The organism is Extibacter sp. GGCC_0201 (assembly GCF_017566055.1).
GTDB lineage: Bacteria > Bacillota > Clostridia > Lachnospirales > Lachnospiraceae > Extibacter.
The window spans coordinates 77,918-95,773 of record NZ_JABFCH010000002.1 but is presented as its reverse complement, the minus strand read 5'-3'; the positions used below and the strand labels follow the sequence as shown (position 1 = coordinate 95,773).

13 protein-coding genes and 1 pseudogene are annotated in these 17,856 nt (G+C 49.9%); 1 reads left to right on the top strand and 13 read right to left on the bottom strand.

Annotated features, from left to right (window positions below; genetic code table 11):
* Positions 1 to 15 precede the first annotated feature (15 nt).
* The 12 genes and pseudogenes from cooS to HJV72_RS01705 form a co-directional block, all read right to left on the bottom strand.
* Positions 16 to 1,899, bottom strand: a complete 1,884-nt coding sequence (gene cooS / locus HJV72_RS01760; RefSeq protein WP_117770704.1) for an anaerobic carbon-monoxide dehydrogenase catalytic subunit — start codon at positions 1,897 to 1,899, stop codon at positions 16 to 18.
* A gap of 90 nt (positions 1,900 to 1,989) precedes the next feature.
* Positions 1,990 to 2,379: an RrF2 family transcriptional regulator gene (locus tag HJV72_RS01755; protein ID WP_208068200.1), complete on the bottom strand. Its 390-nt coding sequence runs from the start codon at positions 2,377 to 2,379 to the stop codon at positions 1,990 to 1,992.
* 142 nt (positions 2,380 to 2,521) lie between these two features.
* Positions 2,522 to 3,694 carry an NAD(P)-dependent malic enzyme gene (locus HJV72_RS01750; RefSeq protein ID WP_066579744.1) on the bottom strand — a complete coding sequence of 391 codons (1,173 nt, stop codon included), beginning with the start codon at positions 3,692 to 3,694 and terminating at the stop codon, positions 2,522 to 2,524.
* Positions 3,695 to 4,146: 452 nt separating this feature from the next.
* Complete coding sequence (locus HJV72_RS01745) at positions 4,147 to 5,979, bottom strand: Ig-like domain repeat protein (protein ID WP_208068199.1); 1,833 nt, start codon at positions 5,977 to 5,979, stop codon at positions 4,147 to 4,149.
* A complete protein-coding gene (locus HJV72_RS01740; RefSeq protein WP_208068197.1) occupies positions 5,964 to 7,460 on the bottom strand; it encodes a protein kinase domain-containing protein in 1,497 nt (498 codons plus the stop codon). Before HJV72_RS01740 ends, HJV72_RS01745 begins: the two co-directional genes overlap by 16 nt.
* Positions 7,461 to 8,418: 958 nt before the next feature.
* Complete coding sequence (locus HJV72_RS01735; protein ID WP_049730122.1) at positions 8,419 to 9,666, bottom strand: 6-phosphofructokinase; 1,248 nt, start codon at positions 9,664 to 9,666, stop codon at positions 8,419 to 8,421.
* A gap of 69 nt (positions 9,667 to 9,735) precedes the next feature.
* Entirely contained in the window at positions 9,736 to 10,113 is a 378-nt protein-coding gene (locus HJV72_RS01730) for a DUF1667 domain-containing protein (protein WP_208068196.1), read from the bottom strand.
* Positions 10,097 to 11,104 (bottom strand): annotated as a pseudogene (locus HJV72_RS01725) (NAD(P)/FAD-dependent oxidoreductase); the annotation flags it as partial. The pseudogene HJV72_RS01725 and the gene HJV72_RS01730, both read right to left, overlap by 17 nt.
* 11 nt (positions 11,105 to 11,115) lie before the next feature.
* Positions 11,116 to 12,546, bottom strand: a complete 1,431-nt coding sequence (locus tag HJV72_RS01720; protein ID WP_208068382.1) for an NAD(P)/FAD-dependent oxidoreductase — start codon at positions 12,544 to 12,546, stop codon at positions 11,116 to 11,118.
* Entirely contained in the window at positions 12,546 to 14,057 is a 1,512-nt protein-coding gene (glpK, locus tag HJV72_RS01715; protein ID WP_208068193.1) for a glycerol kinase GlpK, read from the bottom strand. Before glpK ends, HJV72_RS01720 begins: the two co-directional genes overlap by 1 nt.
* A gap of 135 nt (positions 14,058 to 14,192) precedes the next feature.
* The gene (locus HJV72_RS01710) at positions 14,193 to 15,947 is read right to left on the bottom strand and encodes a hypothetical protein (RefSeq protein WP_208068190.1); all 1,755 of its coding nucleotides are present in this window, start codon (positions 15,945 to 15,947) and stop codon (positions 14,193 to 14,195) included.
* Positions 15,948 to 16,119: 172 nt separating this feature from the next.
* Positions 16,120 to 16,587: an HAD family hydrolase gene (locus tag HJV72_RS01705; protein WP_208068188.1), complete on the bottom strand. Its 468-nt coding sequence runs from the start codon at positions 16,585 to 16,587 to the stop codon at positions 16,120 to 16,122.
* Between the two features lie 213 nt (positions 16,588 to 16,800).
* Between HJV72_RS01705 and HJV72_RS01700 the strand changes: the two genes are divergently transcribed.
* Entirely contained in the window at positions 16,801 to 17,037 is a 237-nt protein-coding gene (locus HJV72_RS01700) for a hypothetical protein (protein WP_208068186.1), read from the top strand.
* Between the two features lie 118 nt (positions 17,038 to 17,155).
* On the opposite strand, the gene HJV72_RS01695 is transcribed toward HJV72_RS01700, so the two are convergent.
* Entirely contained in the window at positions 17,156 to 17,854 is a 699-nt protein-coding gene (locus HJV72_RS01695; RefSeq protein ID WP_208068184.1) for a DNA alkylation repair protein, read from the bottom strand.
* Positions 17,855 to 17,856 lie beyond the last annotated feature (2 nt).

The following is a 17,856-nucleotide window of genomic DNA, read 5'->3' as shown; positions in this document are numbered from 1 at the left end:
AATCACCGCCCCCTTCTATATGTGCAAACCGAGTCGTTTTTCCATTACGATCTTCTCTAAGATATCTGCGGATTCTTTCGCGTCTCCATTGATTATCACCTGTCCCCCTGTCAGCTGCTTCATATCTTCTGTCAGCACCTGTACTGCCGTCCTGCTGCCCGTCACGAACGGTGGAAGGCCAAGATGGAGGGGAAGGCCGAGAGCCAGGCCGTAGCATCCGTCTGCCAGTGCCTGCTCTTCCAGCCACTGGGCCGCGGAAAGCACAAGCGGAAGTTCAGGCAGGTCTACCCCAAGCTCTTCTGCGAGCTCAGTTGCCACGATCTCCAGGCGACCGATGGCAAGGCACGGACCGAAATTCAGGACCGGAGGTATCCCAAGCTTTTCACAGACAGCCCTAAGCTTCGGACCGGCAAGTTGTGCCGCTTCCGGCGTCATCAGGCCGCAATTCTCAATTCCTCCTGAAGAACATCCTGCCGTCAGGACAATGATATCTTTTGCAATCAGCTCTTTCACTAGATCTACAGTCAATACATCATGTCCCCCTGCCGTAAGGTTGGAACATCCCACAACGCCTGCGACGCCTTTGATGTCTCCAGAGACGATCAGGTCGATGAGGGGCTTCCAGCTGCCCCCGAGGAAATTCTTAAGCGACACTTCACTGACTCCGGTCAGCGTGTTTTCATAGCCGTGATCTCTCATAAGGTTCAACGGAACGCTGCCCCTGCGTGCCATATATGCATCCAGCACTTCGCTGATAATCTCATCCGTCACGGCCGGGCGGTTTTCAAAATCGAATTCCTTCAGTTCCGCATTTGCCTTCTTCGCAACATTGTCGATACAGATCTGCTTAATCTTCAGTTCGTCGCAAATCGGCTCAATGCCCGGCAATGTACAGTTGAACTCAGATATGACGGCATCGATCCCGCCTGTAGCCAGAATCGCCTCGCTCGTATAATTATTCCCTGCGTGGCCGTCAAAAATCTCCGTGTAATGCGCTCCCCGAAGCTGCAGATCTTGCCCCACGCATGTACAGCCGACAAGCTTAAATCCTTTTGCACCGGCCCTTCTTGCCTTTTCCACGACATCCGCGTCGGTCAGCCGGTCCTGAAGAAACGTAAACATCGAGTGCTGGTGCCCTGTTATCATGATATTGATATAATCCGGATCAATCACCCTCAAGCCTACAGGTGCAAATCTGATTTCCGGCTCTCCAAGCACGATGTCATTGAGCAGGTTCGTAAGCACCAGGCCGTAGATTCCGGTCGAAATGCCAAGTTTCAGGCAGTCAAGCAGCATGTTGACCGGATCCGAGTTCAAGTTCGTCGAGCACTTGACCACGCCATGGAACACCTCGGATTTCGCGCCGCCCGGCAGTATGCCCAGCTCCTTCCACCTGGCATAGCGGGGTCCATAGGCCATCTTCTCTGTAAGCCTCATCTTCTCATATTCCGGCAGATACAGATCTTCCAGCACCGCTTCCGCTACGGCTTCTGCTCTTTTGTATACATCAGCCTCTTCTATTCCAAAGATGGATGCCAGCCGGTCCAGTGTAGCAATCCCCTTGATGTCCCCTTTCGTCTTGGCAACATTCTTTACATTGAGCGCTGTATTCTCTACGATATGTATGTAACAGCCGGAACCTGAAGCGACCGCCCTCAGAAGATTTCTCGTCACGATCGTATCTGCATCCGCACCACAGATTCCCCTCGGAGCTTCCGGCGAGATACGGCACGGGCCATTGGCACACAGCCTGCAGCAGACGCCCTGCAGCCCAAATGCACACTTCGTACTCTGATTTTCCACGCGGTGGTGTGAAGTCTCGACAGGAAGCCCTGCGATATACCCTTCCAGCGGCTTATCCGCACTTTTACACGTGTTACAGCCAAAACATTGATTCATAGTCTTACCTCCTCGATACTTGATTAATTTAGTCCACTTTAATTTTATAAAAATTCTCCCCCGTCTCGGAGGGATTATTTTTTTCTATATTTAAAACAGGTCCGAAAGCGTACGGGCCTTTAATTCTCTCACTAGGACCCTTTGTATCTCAGCCAGTTCCACATGCACCTTGCACGTACTTCCTCCCGTGTTCCTGCTGCAGGACTTTCTGAGGCACGGCATAATTACCGGTTCTTCGTCCACAGCAGTTACCACGTCATATAACGTGAGCTCCGAGAGGTCTCTTCCCACTCTGCACCCGCCGGAAGCGCCCCGCTCGACATCCACGATTCCTGCCTTCTGGAGCTTGCGCACTATCTTATATGCAAATGCTTCCGGAATCTCTTCTTCCTGGCATATATCCTTCATCGTGTGCTTCTCTCCGTCCTTCATCGCACGGAGCATACGAATGGCATAATCATTTTCTCTTGTCAAAAGCATATGTCCACCTCTTTGTTAAAATATTAGCATACTGGATATTTTTTGTCAACTTTTATCATCCATATTCTGGCACATATTACAAGTCACAAAATGACCGGGGAGGGGCTTTTGGCTGCTCCCATCCCCGAATATCAACAAGATGCTATATCCTGGCCGTTCCACTTTTTACTGCGGCGTCTGCCACCGCTTTTGCCACCGCATCTTTTACCCTTGCGTCAAAAGCTGCCGGTATGATATAGTCTGCATCCAGTTCCTCATCGCTCACAAGTCCGGCCAGCGCATATGCAGCCGCCACCTTCATCTCGTCATTGATATCCGATGCCCTGACATCCAGCGCACCCCTGAATATGCCTGGAAATGCCAGCACATTGTTGACCTGGTTTGGAAAATCGCTGCGGCCTGTGGAAACTACCGCTGCACCGCCGGCCTTCGCATCTTCCGGGAATATCTCCGGAACCGGATTCGCACAGGCGAATACGATGGCATCCTCCGCCATGGTACCGACCATTTCTTTTGTCAGCGTCCCAGGTGCGGAAACGCCGATGAATACATCCGCACCTCTGATAACCTCTTCCAGCGTCCCCTTTACGCAATTGCCGTTCGTAATCTCAGCCATCTCCTGCTTGATCGGGTTCAGTCCCTCTCTGCCTTTGTAAATTGCGCCCATACGGTCCGTCATGATCACGTTCTTCACACCAATGCTGATAAGCAGCCGGATGATGGCAATACCTGCCGCACCTGCCCCGCTTGTCACGATCTTGACCTCTTCCATCTTCTTACCAACAAGCTTCAGCGCATTGATCAGCCCTGCAAGCGTAATGACCGCGGTACCGTGCTGGTCATCATGGAAGATCGGGATGTCGCAGCGTTCCTTAAGCTTCTTCTCGATCTCAAAACAGCGTGGAGCGCTGATATCTTCCAGGTTGACGCCGCCAAAACTACCTGCCAGCAGAGCGATGGTATTGACGATGTCATCCACGTCCTTGCTCCTGACACACAGCGGAATGGCATCCACATCCCCGAATGCCTTAAACAGCACACATTTGCCTTCCATCACAGGCATGCCTGCTTCCGGTCCGATATCCCCAAGGCCAAGCACCGCCGTCCCATCTGTCACGACCGCCACCGTGTTCCACCGGCGGGTAAGGTCATAGCTCTTGTCGATATCTTCCTTGATTTCAAGGCACGGCTGTGCCACGCCTGGCGTATAAGCCAGGGAAAGGGCCTCTTTATTATCCACTGCCGCTCTTGCCGTCACCTCTATCTTGCCTTTCCACTCATAATGCAGCTTTAACGATTCTTTTGCATAGTCCATGACATTTCCTCCATCATCTGATACTGTTATGTATATTATTTTTCATATGTATATTATAGGATAGCGTTAAAAAAATAGCAACTGAATGATTACACCAGATATATTGGCCTTCCTGAACAGAAATAGCAACGCCTCTCCTCTGCCATCTATACAATCGTTCATAGTTTATTCATTTATCATTCAAGAAACTTTCACTTCTTTAACATTGTTTCTTCATACGTGTACCTTATACTAAGATTATCAAATGAAGAACAAAGACGTTTGATATCGAACACACCAACTGTCTAGTAGTAAAATACTATTTTGAATAAACTTTTTCATAATACATGCCAGGGACCGGCTGCCGGTTTCCTGGCATCCTCCCTTTTATGCAGTCTTTACCTATCAGACATTCTTATGACCTGCAAGAACCGCCGTACATGTTTACGGCGGTTCTTTTCTTATGTACTGGCTTATTTTTTCCTCTTCCGGTAAAGCACAGCGCCTGCTGCTACGGTACCCGCCGCGGCAATAGACAGAATCAGGACGAACCCGCTCTTAAAAGTGCCGCCATCCGGCTTTCCTTCTGTCTCTTTGGCAGCTTTGCTTTCCGGTACAAATCTTTTCCTGACAGGCTTGATAATCTTCTCAAATATGGTCTCCTTCTTCACAATAACAAATCCCAGGTCGGCTTCCGATTGGTTTCCTGCCTTATCACGTGCCTTGACTTTCACGATATGTTCCCCGTATTCCTGTACCGTATACTGGTACACTTTACTGCGCGCGTTTAACGTCTGCTTTTCTCCGTCTATCCATATCTCTTCAATCATATCATTTTTATTATCTAGCAGTACTTTAAATGTGCACGTTTCTTCATATTCTCCGCCTTCCTTTATATCGGCAAATACAATTTCCGGCGGTGTCCGGTCTATCATAAACCGCGCGCGGGCCTCGGCTTTATTGCCCGCCGCATCCACGGCCTTAACCAAAAACGTGTGTACACCTTCTGTCTTTACGTTCTTTCCCGGTGGGTACATCTTACCGTCCAGCCTGATTTCATACGCGTACGTAGTAAAGTCTTTTATGGTTTCCTCCAGCGTATGGCTCCACTGGAACTCTCTCACAAACTGGCCATCCAGTTCATCTACGAACCGTATCACTGGATTCTTTTTATCAACGATGACCTGTGCGGATCGGCTTCTGACAAAGCCCGCCCCATCCGAAGCCGTCAGCTCCATCTTATATATGCCGTCCTCGCTTAACTGCTGACGCATGATGCGGGCCGCCCCCTCGCTCGTCCATTCATTTTCCGTCAGCTCTTCCACGTCTCCTTCCGGACCCTCTCTCATATTCCTTACCGTGGCTGAACCTAATATGTTGTCATCCTCCGCACGGTAGCATACCTCCGCCGGGCGGCTCGTAATCATGTAATTATCAATACCCTGTATCGCTATATCCGGGGGTGCATTATCAATATACATCCTCCGGGACACTTCCTTTTCATTTCCTGCTTTATCGACCACATGCACCGTAACGGAAACCCCATTCCCCTGTACGGATTTCTGGCTGATAAGAAAGGCGGCCTGTGCATTTGGCGTCGTGCCGATCAGCTGCTTTCCTGCATATGCTGATATCTGTTCTATCTGGCTGCCCTTTTCTCCATCGCTGCACTTTACGCTGAGCATAGCTTCCCTCTGATACCACGCATCCAGTCCCAAAGGTGCCCAGAGCTGAATATCAGGGGCTGCTGTGTCAACCAGCAATTGTTTGCTGTATTCAGAATCTTCCACCTTGCCTCCATCCTCGTCTTCCATCCAGACAGATATACTGTTCCCGCCTTCCTTGAACTGTTCTGGACCGATACATGCCCTGTCACCGTTTTTCGCAAGCTCTCCCTTCACAGTCCCTCCGTTTCCGTCCACAAAACTGAATTTGGTAACTCCGTATTCACTGACATGAATAATCTCTATTTTTGGCAATGTCACATAATATCCACTCTTTCCATCGGGGGCAGGGCATTTGAACTCGTACTTTTCTATAGGCTTTTCGGGCTCTTCCGGTTCCTCTGGCTCCACAGGCCCTTCCGGCTCCTCTGGCTCTTCCGGTCCCTCTGGCTCTTCCGGTCCCTCTCCTCCTTCTACATCTGCGTTATTCTCCGTGTTTATTCTGCCTCCTGTCTGTGATTTGCCTCCATCCTTATCAGCTATGTCTTTTGCCAGGCTTTTTGATTCCTTTACTGTACCTGTGACTGATACTGCCAGCATTATTATGATGATTACTGTTATCTCTCTTATCTTCCTACCCATACTTCTTCCCCTTCCACCTGGATGTCATATTCTCTCTGTAACTTCTTAAACTCTTCCATATCTGCCAGCTCCGGCATCTCTGTGATAGATGCCTTTATCGTCTCTGCACATACGTTGCGGTCTACCGATGCATCTCTGCACTGCATACGTATATACAATAGCCGGAGCCTGGAGGAATCCGGCAGCTCTTCCATACCTCTTCTGCAGCATTCCCATGCCTTTTCCATCTCACCGCCTGCTTCCCGCAAAAGTGTCATCTTAGCAAACAGCTCCTCCCGGTTTCCGGTATCCTCCTCATACTCAAGCATTCTCTCATACATGGATACGGCCTCTGGCTTTTTCTGCATTTCCTCAAAGGATACCGCCATAAGCTCCATAATCTCCTTGTCTGTCTCTTCCCGTCCTCCTACGCCATCAGAGAGGCTTAAGTACACATCCCCCAAGCGGACGATATCTGCGTCTGCCTCTTTTGTATCGAGCAGCGAATATCCCTTTATGAGTCCGTGGGCACACTCCCGTTCCCTTCCTTCCGGGATATCATCTTCTGCGCGTTTTAACGCCGCCGCCAGTGCTGACATATTGGTATCATCCGTATCCTTCTCCAAACGTCTGGCAATCATGGCATAACAGTCTGCACCGTATCGGCCTACCTCTTCCAGATATCCTGCTGCCTTTGCATATTCAGCCAGCTCCAGAAGACAGACCATACCCATGTCAAACTTCAGGAGGTCATCGGCGCTGTCGTCTTTCCCTTTCATTTCCGACTTATCGGCCGGCATTTGACGAACGACATCTTCTCTCTGTTCACTGCTTTTCTTTGCACTGCCAAAAGGTATGCCCCGTATAAGGATGCCGGCCGCTGCGATTATGACAATGGCTGCCGTAATCAGCACTTTTTTCTGCTTCTTATAATGTAATGGCTTTGTTCTGCATATTGGAAAATGTTTCTGAATATCTTCGATACTTCGATACGTGTGTTTAGACTGCCTGGACAGGCATCTTGATATGATTTTTCTTAATCTTCGTGCTTCCCTTTTCGTCAGGGCAGGGGCAGGATCTGTGACCGACAGCATATACTGCCATGTCCGGCCCAATCCGTATATATCAAGTCCAATGCTAGCTTTACGATATATATTTTCTTCCGGCGGAAGGAAATTATCCCGTACAGCCTTCCTCTGCATCTTTCTGATAAGCATCTCGCTGGATTGCGCGCCTGCATCGAGCAGGTACAGCTTCTCCTCGCCGCTTATGATAATACTGTACGGATTGACATACTGATAGCAAGGCCGGCCTCTCAGCCTGTGAAACAGCTGCAGCTGCCTCATAATCTCATACATCCACGAAAATAGCTGTTCCTTGGGAATATTGGGATGGTACTTCAGCCACTGGATCAAACTCCTTCCCTGCACAAATTCTGAACTGACATAGCAGGATTGGTTATGTTCTATCAGGCGAAGCACATCGAAGCCCACTGATGACATAGAATCACCTCTTTTATTCTACTATTGCTACGGTTGGAAATCATCCGGGAACACCCGGGGGAATAAAAAGAACTTTAAAATACTGAGATATTATAGAGTAATACATATGATAACCGATTCTGTACAAAAACACAAGCCCCTTTTCCATTTTTCTCCAAAGCTTCACGAGAACAGAAAAGTAATTAGGGGTTAAGTAATGTAGACGCCGATGGGGAAGCAGGGGGCAGATGCTGCGATGCGTCCGGGAACTGCGACTATCACACAGATTCCTAAGTCCCTTCCGCTTATACCTTCGCATCTGTCCCATACCTCCCCCTCGGCTATCTACTTTACTGGCATGGGCGGGGGCGGCTGTGTAACACTATTGGCTGATGAAAGGGATTTGGTTATGTCAGCATAGTGATAAAGGGCTAAGCAAGCTAAGCCCTTTGCCGAAGAGATATCCTAATATAAGAAGAGCCGGAATCAGGTACGGGGATGTCATATTTGATGACATCCTCTGCCTGATTCCGGCTCTTCTTGCAGCAACGACGTGTACGCCTCGCTGCAAATGCTTAACAACGAACATATTCGCCAGCCTGATTCATATGGACTAGCAAAACTCCTATCATTCATCTGCTCTTTGTGTTATTCACATTAGGCTTGCGATATTTTATCATTCAACTGACGCAGCCAGTGTTCATCCGCTGGCCTGTAACGCCGCACGGCCATCCTCGCCCTTGTTAAGTGAAGTAGATAGCGGGCGGGGAGCCGGGTGGGAGATGCGCAGGTGTAAGCGGAAGAGGCGGAGAATCCGTCCCGGAATCCTTGGTTTGCGGGAGAGGAGCTGCTATCAGCGACTCTTCCGCAAAGTTAGGAGACCGTGGGCTAGTCTGAGCCTCGGACGCATCGGAGCAGATGCCACCCGGCTCCCTGACCGTAGCCACTTCAGTTAACCCGCAAGGCATAATTGCTCTTCTTATCTTCTTACCAGCTCTATCGGACGGTACAGGTGTCTCGGGATACCATCTACCATAACCGGTGACACATCGCCCTGGATGAGCGGCCTTACGTAAGAGATGAACTCATTTGTAACATACGTGCCTTCCTTGTTCACCCACTCCCTCGGTACAAGCTTCTCATCATTTGCAATCTTATGTACATCTTTTACTTCTGTTCCGCACTGATATGGATCGTCAGACAGCCTCTGGAGTACGACCATCTTCCCGGAGTCCCCTTCATCGGCTGCTTTGACGGCCGCGCCGCCTACCTGGTAGGCTTCGAGTATATCAACACGGGACGCCGCGTGCGATGCTGAGCGCTGCAATGTGCTGAGTTCTATAGCCCGCGTCTTGCAGCCAAGCTCTCCGGCAATATAGTTCGCAAGAAAAGCTGCGGTTCCAGACAACTGTTTGTGTCCGAATGCATCTACGAAATCTACGCTGTTGCCAAGCTCACATACATATTTACCCTCTTCTGTACGGATACCTTCTGATATAGCAACCACGACGGACGGCTTCTTTCCGAGCAGCTTCTGCACCTTCTCCCCAAACTTCCTGATGTCAAACGGCAGTTCCGGCAGATAGATGAGATCAGGCCCTTCGCAGTCTTCTCCCTTGGACAATGCCGCCGCGCCTGTGAGCCATCCGGCATTACGTCCCATGATTTCCACTATCGTAACAAGACCTTTGTTATACTCCAGGCAGAAGCTGTCCCGGATAATCTCTTTCATCGATGTACCGATGTACTTTGCCGCACTCCCATATCCCGGGGTGTGGTCTGTCAGCGCCAGGTCATTATCTATCGTCTTAGGGCAGCCGACGAATCTGGTCGGATGCCCCGTGATGATTGCATAATCTGATAATTTTTTTATCGTATCCATAGAGTCATTTCCGCCGATATAGATAAATGCTTCTATCTCTAATTTGTCAAGAATGGAAAATATCTTTTCATATACTTCCCTGTCCTCATGGATTTCCGGCAGCTTAAATCTGCAGGAACCCAAAAATGCGGCCGGTGTCCTTTTCAGCAGCTCTGCATCCAGTTCTGTCTTGATGTGGTCCGCAAGATCGATATAACGTTCTTCCAGCAGTCCCTGTATACCATGAAGCATACCGAATACTTTCTTGGCTCCGCGGTCCTTTGCCGTGCGGTATACGCCCGCAAGGCTTGAATTAATGGCCGCAGTCGGCCCCCCTGATTGTCCTACGATAACATTTTTTTCCATAACTGATTCCCTTCCTTTACTCTGTTCTGACGTCGATAAGACTATTTTAGTATATTTTTATATAATTGTCTATAAAAATGAAGTTTTCTTGGGCACATTAACAGTCGCCACTATGTCAATTCCCGTTTCTGCTATGTTGTGTACGACCACGTCTCCTATATTCACCGGAGCTTTTGCCGCCACCCCTTTCAACAGCCTTGCGCACTCCATCAGCTTGCCTTTTGGAATTTCCTTCCGCGTCTTTACCGACACACGTGGAAGTTCTCCTCCAATCACATCCACCGTAGACGTCAGCATACGTGTCGGATTCTGCACCTCCGTCTGGGCATACGCATAACCGCGCATACATGAATTGCCCACAACGTCCAGAATCTCCCCATCTTCTGCCTGAACTTTCAGGGCGCAGCCGTTAGGGCAGACGATGCAGGTCATCTCTATTGTCTCCATGCTCTGATTCTCCTTTTACAAATTCTGCGGCATATCTACCGGCTTCTGCCGCCTCCCGGGATACGTTATCCACAAGATCATGGACATGCAGGACATTGCCGCATGCAAATACGCCCGGCACCGTCGTCTCCAGCCGCCCGTCCACTTTCGGGCCATTTGTCCGTCCATCTATGGCTGCACCGAGTCCTCTTGTCAGCTCATTTTCGGGAATCAGCCCTACCGACAGAAGCAGAGCGTCACAACTGTACTCTTCCTCTGTTCCCGGTATGGGCCTTTTCTCCTCATCTACTTTCGCAAGCGTCACAGCTTCGATATGTTCTTTCCCTTTGATATCTATGACCGTATGGCTCAGTTTCAAGGGAATATTATAATCTTCCAGACACTGCACGATATTCCGCTTTAGTCCGCCGGATTCCGGCATAATCTCTGCTACTGCCTTCACCCTGGCTCCCTCCAGAGTCATTCTCCTTGCCATAATCAGACCGATGTCTCCGGACCCCAGAATGACAATCTCCTCCCCCGGCATTAATCCTTCCATATTCACCAGCCGCTGTGCGGTTCCGGCCGTGTATATTCCAGCAGGCCGGTATCCGGGAACATTGAGGGCGCCCCGGGGACGCTCTCTGCATCCCATGGCAAGTATAACCGCACGTGCGCAGAGATGCCTCATCCCATCACGGCTGTTCATTACCGTTACTATCTTCGTTCCGTCATCCTTGTATTCTATATCCATCACCATCGTATGAAGCCGGTATTCAATCTTTGCTGCATTGATTCTTTCAACATAGCGGTACGCATACTCCGGTCCGGTCAGCTCCTCCTTAAACGTATGGAGCCCAAATCCATTGTGTATGCACTGGTTCAGTATACCTCCAAGCTCACGGTCCCTCTCTAGTATAAGTATACTTCCAATCCCCTGCTCTCTTGCAGACAGAGCGGCCGCAAGTCCTGCCGGACCCCCGCCGATTATCACGATGTCATACTCCTGCATGTCACGCCCTCCTATAATCTTTCCTTATCTCTGCCTGTAAGCATGGTGGATTTTCCCCCGGACTTCGTTATATCAAGCAGGCCCACTCCAAGCTCGCGCGCCAGTATCTCCATCACTTTCGGAGCACAGAATCCGCCCTGGCACCGCCCCATTCCGGCTCTTGTGCGCCGCTTGACGCCATCCATCGTCCTTGCCCCGAGGGGCCTTCTGACTGCATCCAGAATCTCTCCTTCTGTTATCATCTCACAGCGGCAGACGATATTGCCATAAGCCGGGTCTCTTTGCATGAGTTCATTCCTGTCTTCGTCCGACAGCGTATCTGGCTTAAGGATTCCCCGCCGCCTGGTGATAAAGTCCTCCTTCTTGCGGAGGGCGAGCCGGTCTGCCGTCATCGCTGCCACCATCTCGCCGATGGCGGGACAGCTCGTCAGGCCGGGGGATTCGATGCCTGCACAGTCAAAAAACCGCTCCGCAGATTCTCTGATTATGAAGTCTCCCCCTCGTTCATGAGCCCGTAATCCCGAAAAAGAGGTGATGACCTGCCCGAGCGGTACATCCCGGACCGTCAGGCTACTTTTTTTCCGCACTTCCTCCAACCCGTCCAAGGTAGTCTTTGTCGCCTCCTTGTCTTGAATGTCCTGTGCGGTCGGCCCTGCAATCAGGTTTCCGTGCACCGTAGGAGTGACAAGCACTCCCTTGCCATATGTACCAGGCACGGTAAATATGGTCCGCCTTACATGCGCGCCTGCCTGCTTATCCATCAGCATATATTCACCTCTTCGCGGTGTAATGTGAATCTTTTCGCTGCAAACCATATTGTGGAACACATCCGCATACACTCCCGCAGCATTAATGACGGCCTTCGTTTCATAGGTACAGCCTCCCGCGACAACCTCATACCCGCCTGCACTTCTCCTGATTTCCGTCACCTCTGCCTGGAACCTGAAGTCAACGCCATTTGCACACGCATTTTCTGCCATGGCAATATTCAGTTCAAAAGGGCATATGATGCCGCCGGTGGGAGCATACAGCGCCGCGACTGCCGCCTCTGTAATATTGGGCTCTAACTTTCGTACTTCCTCACCGGAAAGTATCGTTAACCCGGGCACTTTATTCTTTTGCCCATTCTCATACAACTGTTCCAGCTTTGCTCTGTCCCGTTCATCCGTACATACGACAAGCGAGCCATTGCGCACGAACGGTATGTCCAGCTCTTGCGCAAGCTGTTCCATCCGTTCATTGCCGCGGATATTAAGCTTTGCCTTTAAAGTTCCGTGAACGGCATCATGTCCCGCATGGACAATGCCGCTGTTGGCCTTGGACGTCCCGCAGCATACGTCTTCTTCCCGCTCGAGCACGCAGAACTTTCCTTCATACATGGACAGTTCCCGTGCTATCGCGCAGCCGGATACACCGGCTCCTATTATTACTGCATCATACATCATATGCCTTCCTCTTCCTCGTCTTTGGCCCAGTTATATGCATATGTTACCGCCTTGTTCCAGCCTTTGATTCTCTTTGCCCTCTCTTCTTCCGCTATCTGAGGTTCAAATGTTCTGTCTATTGCCCAGTTCTTTACTACATCTTCTTTATCTTTCCAATATCCAACCGCCAGTCCGGCAAGATAGGCTGCCCCCATAGCTGTCGTCTCCACACATCGTGGACGGTTGACCGGCGCCCCGCTCAAGTCCGCCTGTGTCTGCATAAGGAAGTCATTAGCGCTCGCCCCGCCGTCTGCTTTCAACGCACTCAGATGTATGCCCGAATCAGCCTCCATGGCCTTCAGCACGTCATTCACCTGATAGGCCAGCGATTCCAGTGTCGCCCGGATGATATGATACTTGTTCACGCCTCTCGTCAGCCCTACCATCGTTCCCCTAGCATACTGGTCCCAATGCGGTGCTCCAAGCCCCGTAAATGCAGGTACCACATAACACCCGTTCGTATCCGGTACTTTCTTCGCCATATATTCGGAATCTGCCGAGGAGTCGATCAGCCGCAGTTCATCACGCAGCCATTGGATGGCCGCTCCGGCTACGAATATAGATCCCTCCAGAGCGTAATATACCTTGCCGTCCAGTCCCCATGCAATGGTCGTCACCAGGCCGTTCTCTGAAAACACCGGCGTTTCACCTGTATTCATAAGCAGAAAGCATCCGGTGCCATATGTATTCTTCGCCTCTCCCGGCAGAAAACATGTCTGCCCGAACAGTGCTGACTGCTGGTCACCCGCTGCTCCGGCTATCGGTATGGCCCCGCCTAAAAAGGAGGCATCTGCCTCGCCGTATACGTAGCTTGACGGCTTCACATCCGGCAGCATGCTCTTCGGAATGCCAATCAGCTCCAGAATCTCACTGTCCCATTCCAGCGTATTGATATTAAACAGCATCGTACGGGACGCATTGGAATAATCAGTCACATGGACCCGCCCTTTTGTCAGCTTCCATATGAGCCATGTCTCTACCGTACCGAACAGCAGCTCTCCCCGCCGGGCACGTTCTAACGCCCCTTGTATATGATCCAGTATCCATTTAATCTTTGTCGCAGAAAAATAAGCATCGATCTTCAGGCCTGTCTTCTTTCGGAAAAGCTCTTCCAATCCCTGCTCCTTCAGGCTGTCACAGTATTCCGCCGTACGCCGGCACTGCCAGACGATTGCATGGTACACCGGTTCACCGGTAGCTCTGTCCCATACGATGACCGTCTCCCTCTGGTTCGTAATCCCGATGGCAGCAATATCTGCCGCCTCTGCCCCAATCTTGCTCATGGCTTCCACCGCCACTCCAAGCTGCGTAGACCATATCTCATCCGCGTCGTGCTCTACCCATCCTGGTTTTGGAAAATGCTGGGTAAATTCTTTCTGGGCCACGCTGCATATCCCACCCTTTTCATCAAACAGAATGCATCGATTGCTCGTCGTCCCCGCATCCAGCGCCATTACGTACTTTGCCATATAATCACCTCTCAATAGTCTTTGATGCCAGTATCCATAAGCAGATTATAACACAGCCGGGCCACTTCCTCATTATAAATTTCTGTATGCCCTTTAAGAGAACCAATCCATGGCGCCTTATCTACATCCGGCAGATCAGGCTGCCGGTGTCAAAGAACCGCCGCCATTTAGTTCGACCGTTTCCCCGTCCAGCCATTCGTTTGCGCTGTCTGACGCATCATAATATATGTTATGGCCATTAGAAGCTATATTTTCCAGATCCTTGTCCTTGTCAGTGATTGACGTCAGATAAGAATCTCCGGCAAGTTCCCACCTGGAATCCTTATCCAGGCTGATCCGTACTTCTTTGCCGGTATTCTCACCATTGACCGTACCCTTTAAGATACTTCCTTTCGTAAGGCTTACTTCTACCGTACTTATCTCATCGCACGCCACGTCACCGGTCAGTTTCTGATTGACGCCGTTCAGCTTGAAATCCCCGCCGTTGGAGCCTTCTTTTCCCCAGTTGTTCGTATTGTTTCCAGATACTCTGACAAGGATACCGCTGTTATAAGCCAGCTCAGTATTATCAAGTGTAGCCTCCGCATCCGTATTGGTAATGTAGAACATCGGACCCGAAGACGTAGACGACAGCTTCGAGTCTGATGCGGAGAACTTGGCGGTCCCTTCCGCCGCATCTCCCGACGTGCTCTGATAGAGCATGACGCCGTTCTCGCCGGCACCTGTCAGATCACATTTTTCAAGGGTAATCGAATTCCTGCCCTCTACGACTGCTGCCTGGCTTCCTGCTGCTGTTCCTGTCACTCCTTTTACTGTAATGTTCCCTGTAGAGTAGACGCACGGACTTCCTTCTCCTGCCGTTGAAAGCGTACCGCTGTCCACTGTTATGTTCCCTTCTCCACGGTCTGTGGCAATCGGGGCACAATGTGCGCCTTCCGTCGTAATATCTACGTTCGTCGCAATCACGCTGCCACCGTAGGTGGCATCCAGCCCTCTTGACGAGTTCCCCTTCGTATGAATCTTTACGTTATTTACGGTAATCTTTGAATCTTCTCCCGTAGCGAAGATTGCATTCGATCCTTCTGCATCTGACGTCAAAGCAATATCGCTCATCGTTACTGTACTTCCACCGGCTGCAGCCAGGACTGCATTTACGGCGTAAAAGTTGCTCTCATCCGTATTGCTGCTGTTGCCGGACTTATGAAGCTCAGTGTTGGTAAGCTCAAGGGCTCCTCCGTTTTTAACAAGCACGGCATTCTCATCTGCATTTGTAGAAGCATATGTCTCTGTGTCCGACATCTCTTCTTTTCCATCAACCGTATACACACCCGTAAGTTCAATGTTTCCAGTCGTTGCATCTGACATGCTGCCCATGTTCTGAATCGTAATGCTGGCTGCTTTTTTTCCCTGTATCTCTACGGATACGACATCTCCTTCTTTGAGATCATCCAGGGACGCCTCTTTTGTATCTGCCTGTGCGTCTGCATCCTCCTTAGTGCCCTCCTCGTTCCCAGGTTCTCCACCTTTAGGGCTCGTCTTTTCTATCTTTGTATCGTTGTCTGTTGTGATTGTCTGCTCTTCTCCTGTAAGGTTGATTCCTCCCGGACCACCCTGCGGCATATCTCCTCCGCCAGGAGCTTCGCCGTCCGGGACTTCACCTTCCGGAGCTTCACCGTCTGATACAGATTCCTTATCCGGCTTTTCTCCTGTCGGAGCCTCTCCCATCTCAGGCTCCTCTGCGAGTGCCAGCGTAATCTTGTCTCCGTCTATTTCTGCAATCTCCCCATATAATGTTTCCGTCTTTTCTTCCGTACTGCCCTTCTGGCATCCCGAAGTGGCCATAGCGGTAATGAGCGTTCCTGCCAGAACACAGACAATTCTTTTCTTCATATATTTCACCCTTTCTGTCGCAGTTGTCATCCTGTGCCGGCGCGGCGCACGGACACAAACACTTGCCCGCACCGTACTCAGTAAATTCAACATTTACTATATACGGATCATTTGGTAAAAATATGATGATAATGTGTTTTTTCTGTGTCGGGCTATGTATCATGGCGGCAGGCTACCCTCTCAGAGTTGCTATCAGACGCTTGTGGTTCAGCATCAGCTCAAGGCCTTCTTCAATCGAGCGGACACATACATCCACTTCCCTGATCAGTTTGCCACACATGCCTTCCGAATCCATTACAGCGATAGATAACGCCGCCATCCTGCACATGAGCTGGTCATTTCTTCCATTCCCCATACATGCACAGTTTTCCCTGCCAAGGGATTCCACAATCGCATCTTTGGCTGCCATCGCATTCCCGGACGGGAACGTCTCTATCTTCACAGGCAGTCCGGCACATTCTTCTTCCGCGCTCCCGTATGTATCCGCTGTGAGCACATAGACATCGACTTGTTCCGCTAAGGCTTTGATTTGTTTCCTCACTCCCTGTGGAATCTTTCCATCCACTGCGATTGTGCCGTTGTAATCGAGTACCAGATACTTCAAGTCTAACACTTTGTAATCAGGAATATCTATCTTCATTTCAGGCCTCCTCTTTGTCATATCATAATCAATCAGTTTCCTAACATTCTACATTATTTTTTGTATGGATCCAATACATTTTTATAGTCCTGCCCACTTTATTTTCACCGGCCCTCCGCTTTGACATTTACCGGCAAATCCGCTATAGTTGTAGCGATATCAGGTATACGCAGGACCTGGACCAGACTGATAAAATGTGGAGGTAATAAAAGAATGAATTTAAATTCCATTGCTCTGTTACAGCAGCTGAAAACTCAATTGGAAAAGTTTAAAGCCAGGCATCCAAAGTTTCCTTTATTTTTGGAAGCCGTCTCTGAACATGCACTTACAGAAGGGACCGTTGTTGAAATTGCGGTGTCTACGCCCGATGGGCAGAATTATACTTCGAATCTGAGGCTCATGGCTGAGGATATTGAACTGATTCGTTCCTTAAAAGATATGAATGTCTAACTGGTGCCGGAAGCGCAGATCCAATGAGAGGAGACAAGATTTTACCCTCTGCAAATTGACTGACTATTTCCATAATTTTCATAGGGGTCAGACCCCTTTCAACACAGGGGTCTGACCCCTATGAAAATTTCCTCCTCATCCCCCGAATTTTTTCTTTTGTTTCTTTCGTCACCTGCCTCGATTCGCATATTTTCTGAAGTGCTTTGTTATATGTAAAATCGTCTAAGGCCGTATGCCGCAGAAATGTCTCCGTATAGTTCGGATCGTATACGTAATACATGGACACTGCCCAGGCTACAGCCATTCTTACATAGTATGAGTCTTCGTGTATCTGTTCCATGGCTGATAATGCCTGCTCGATATATACGCCGTCGATATAATAATCTATTAGCATGACTACTGCAAAGCGGATGTCGTACGGTCGCCTGGACCTAAGCTTTGTCTGTATGTATGCCCACATCTCTTCCGGGTGTTCCTTTGTTATCTTGAGCCCTGTACAGAAGCTGTCGCAAACGGACCAGTTATCTATCTTGGGCAGAAATGCATCTATGCAGCTTAGTATCTCCTGTATTCCAGCTTTCGCATAACCGATTACCATACCCTGGAGCATGATTTCCTCAAAGCTTGCGTCTGATGCCGTCTGAAGATATGTGCGCCAGTCTTCTTTCGCTATCTGTTTTGCCAGTTTGCGCAGCCTGGGCAGGCGGACGCCGATGACGCTGCCTGAGGGAATCTCGGGTATAAGTGAGCTGGAAAACTTCTGGAATTCTGGTTCTGCCATCTCTTTCAACATTGTTCTGATCTCTGTATTGTTCATGT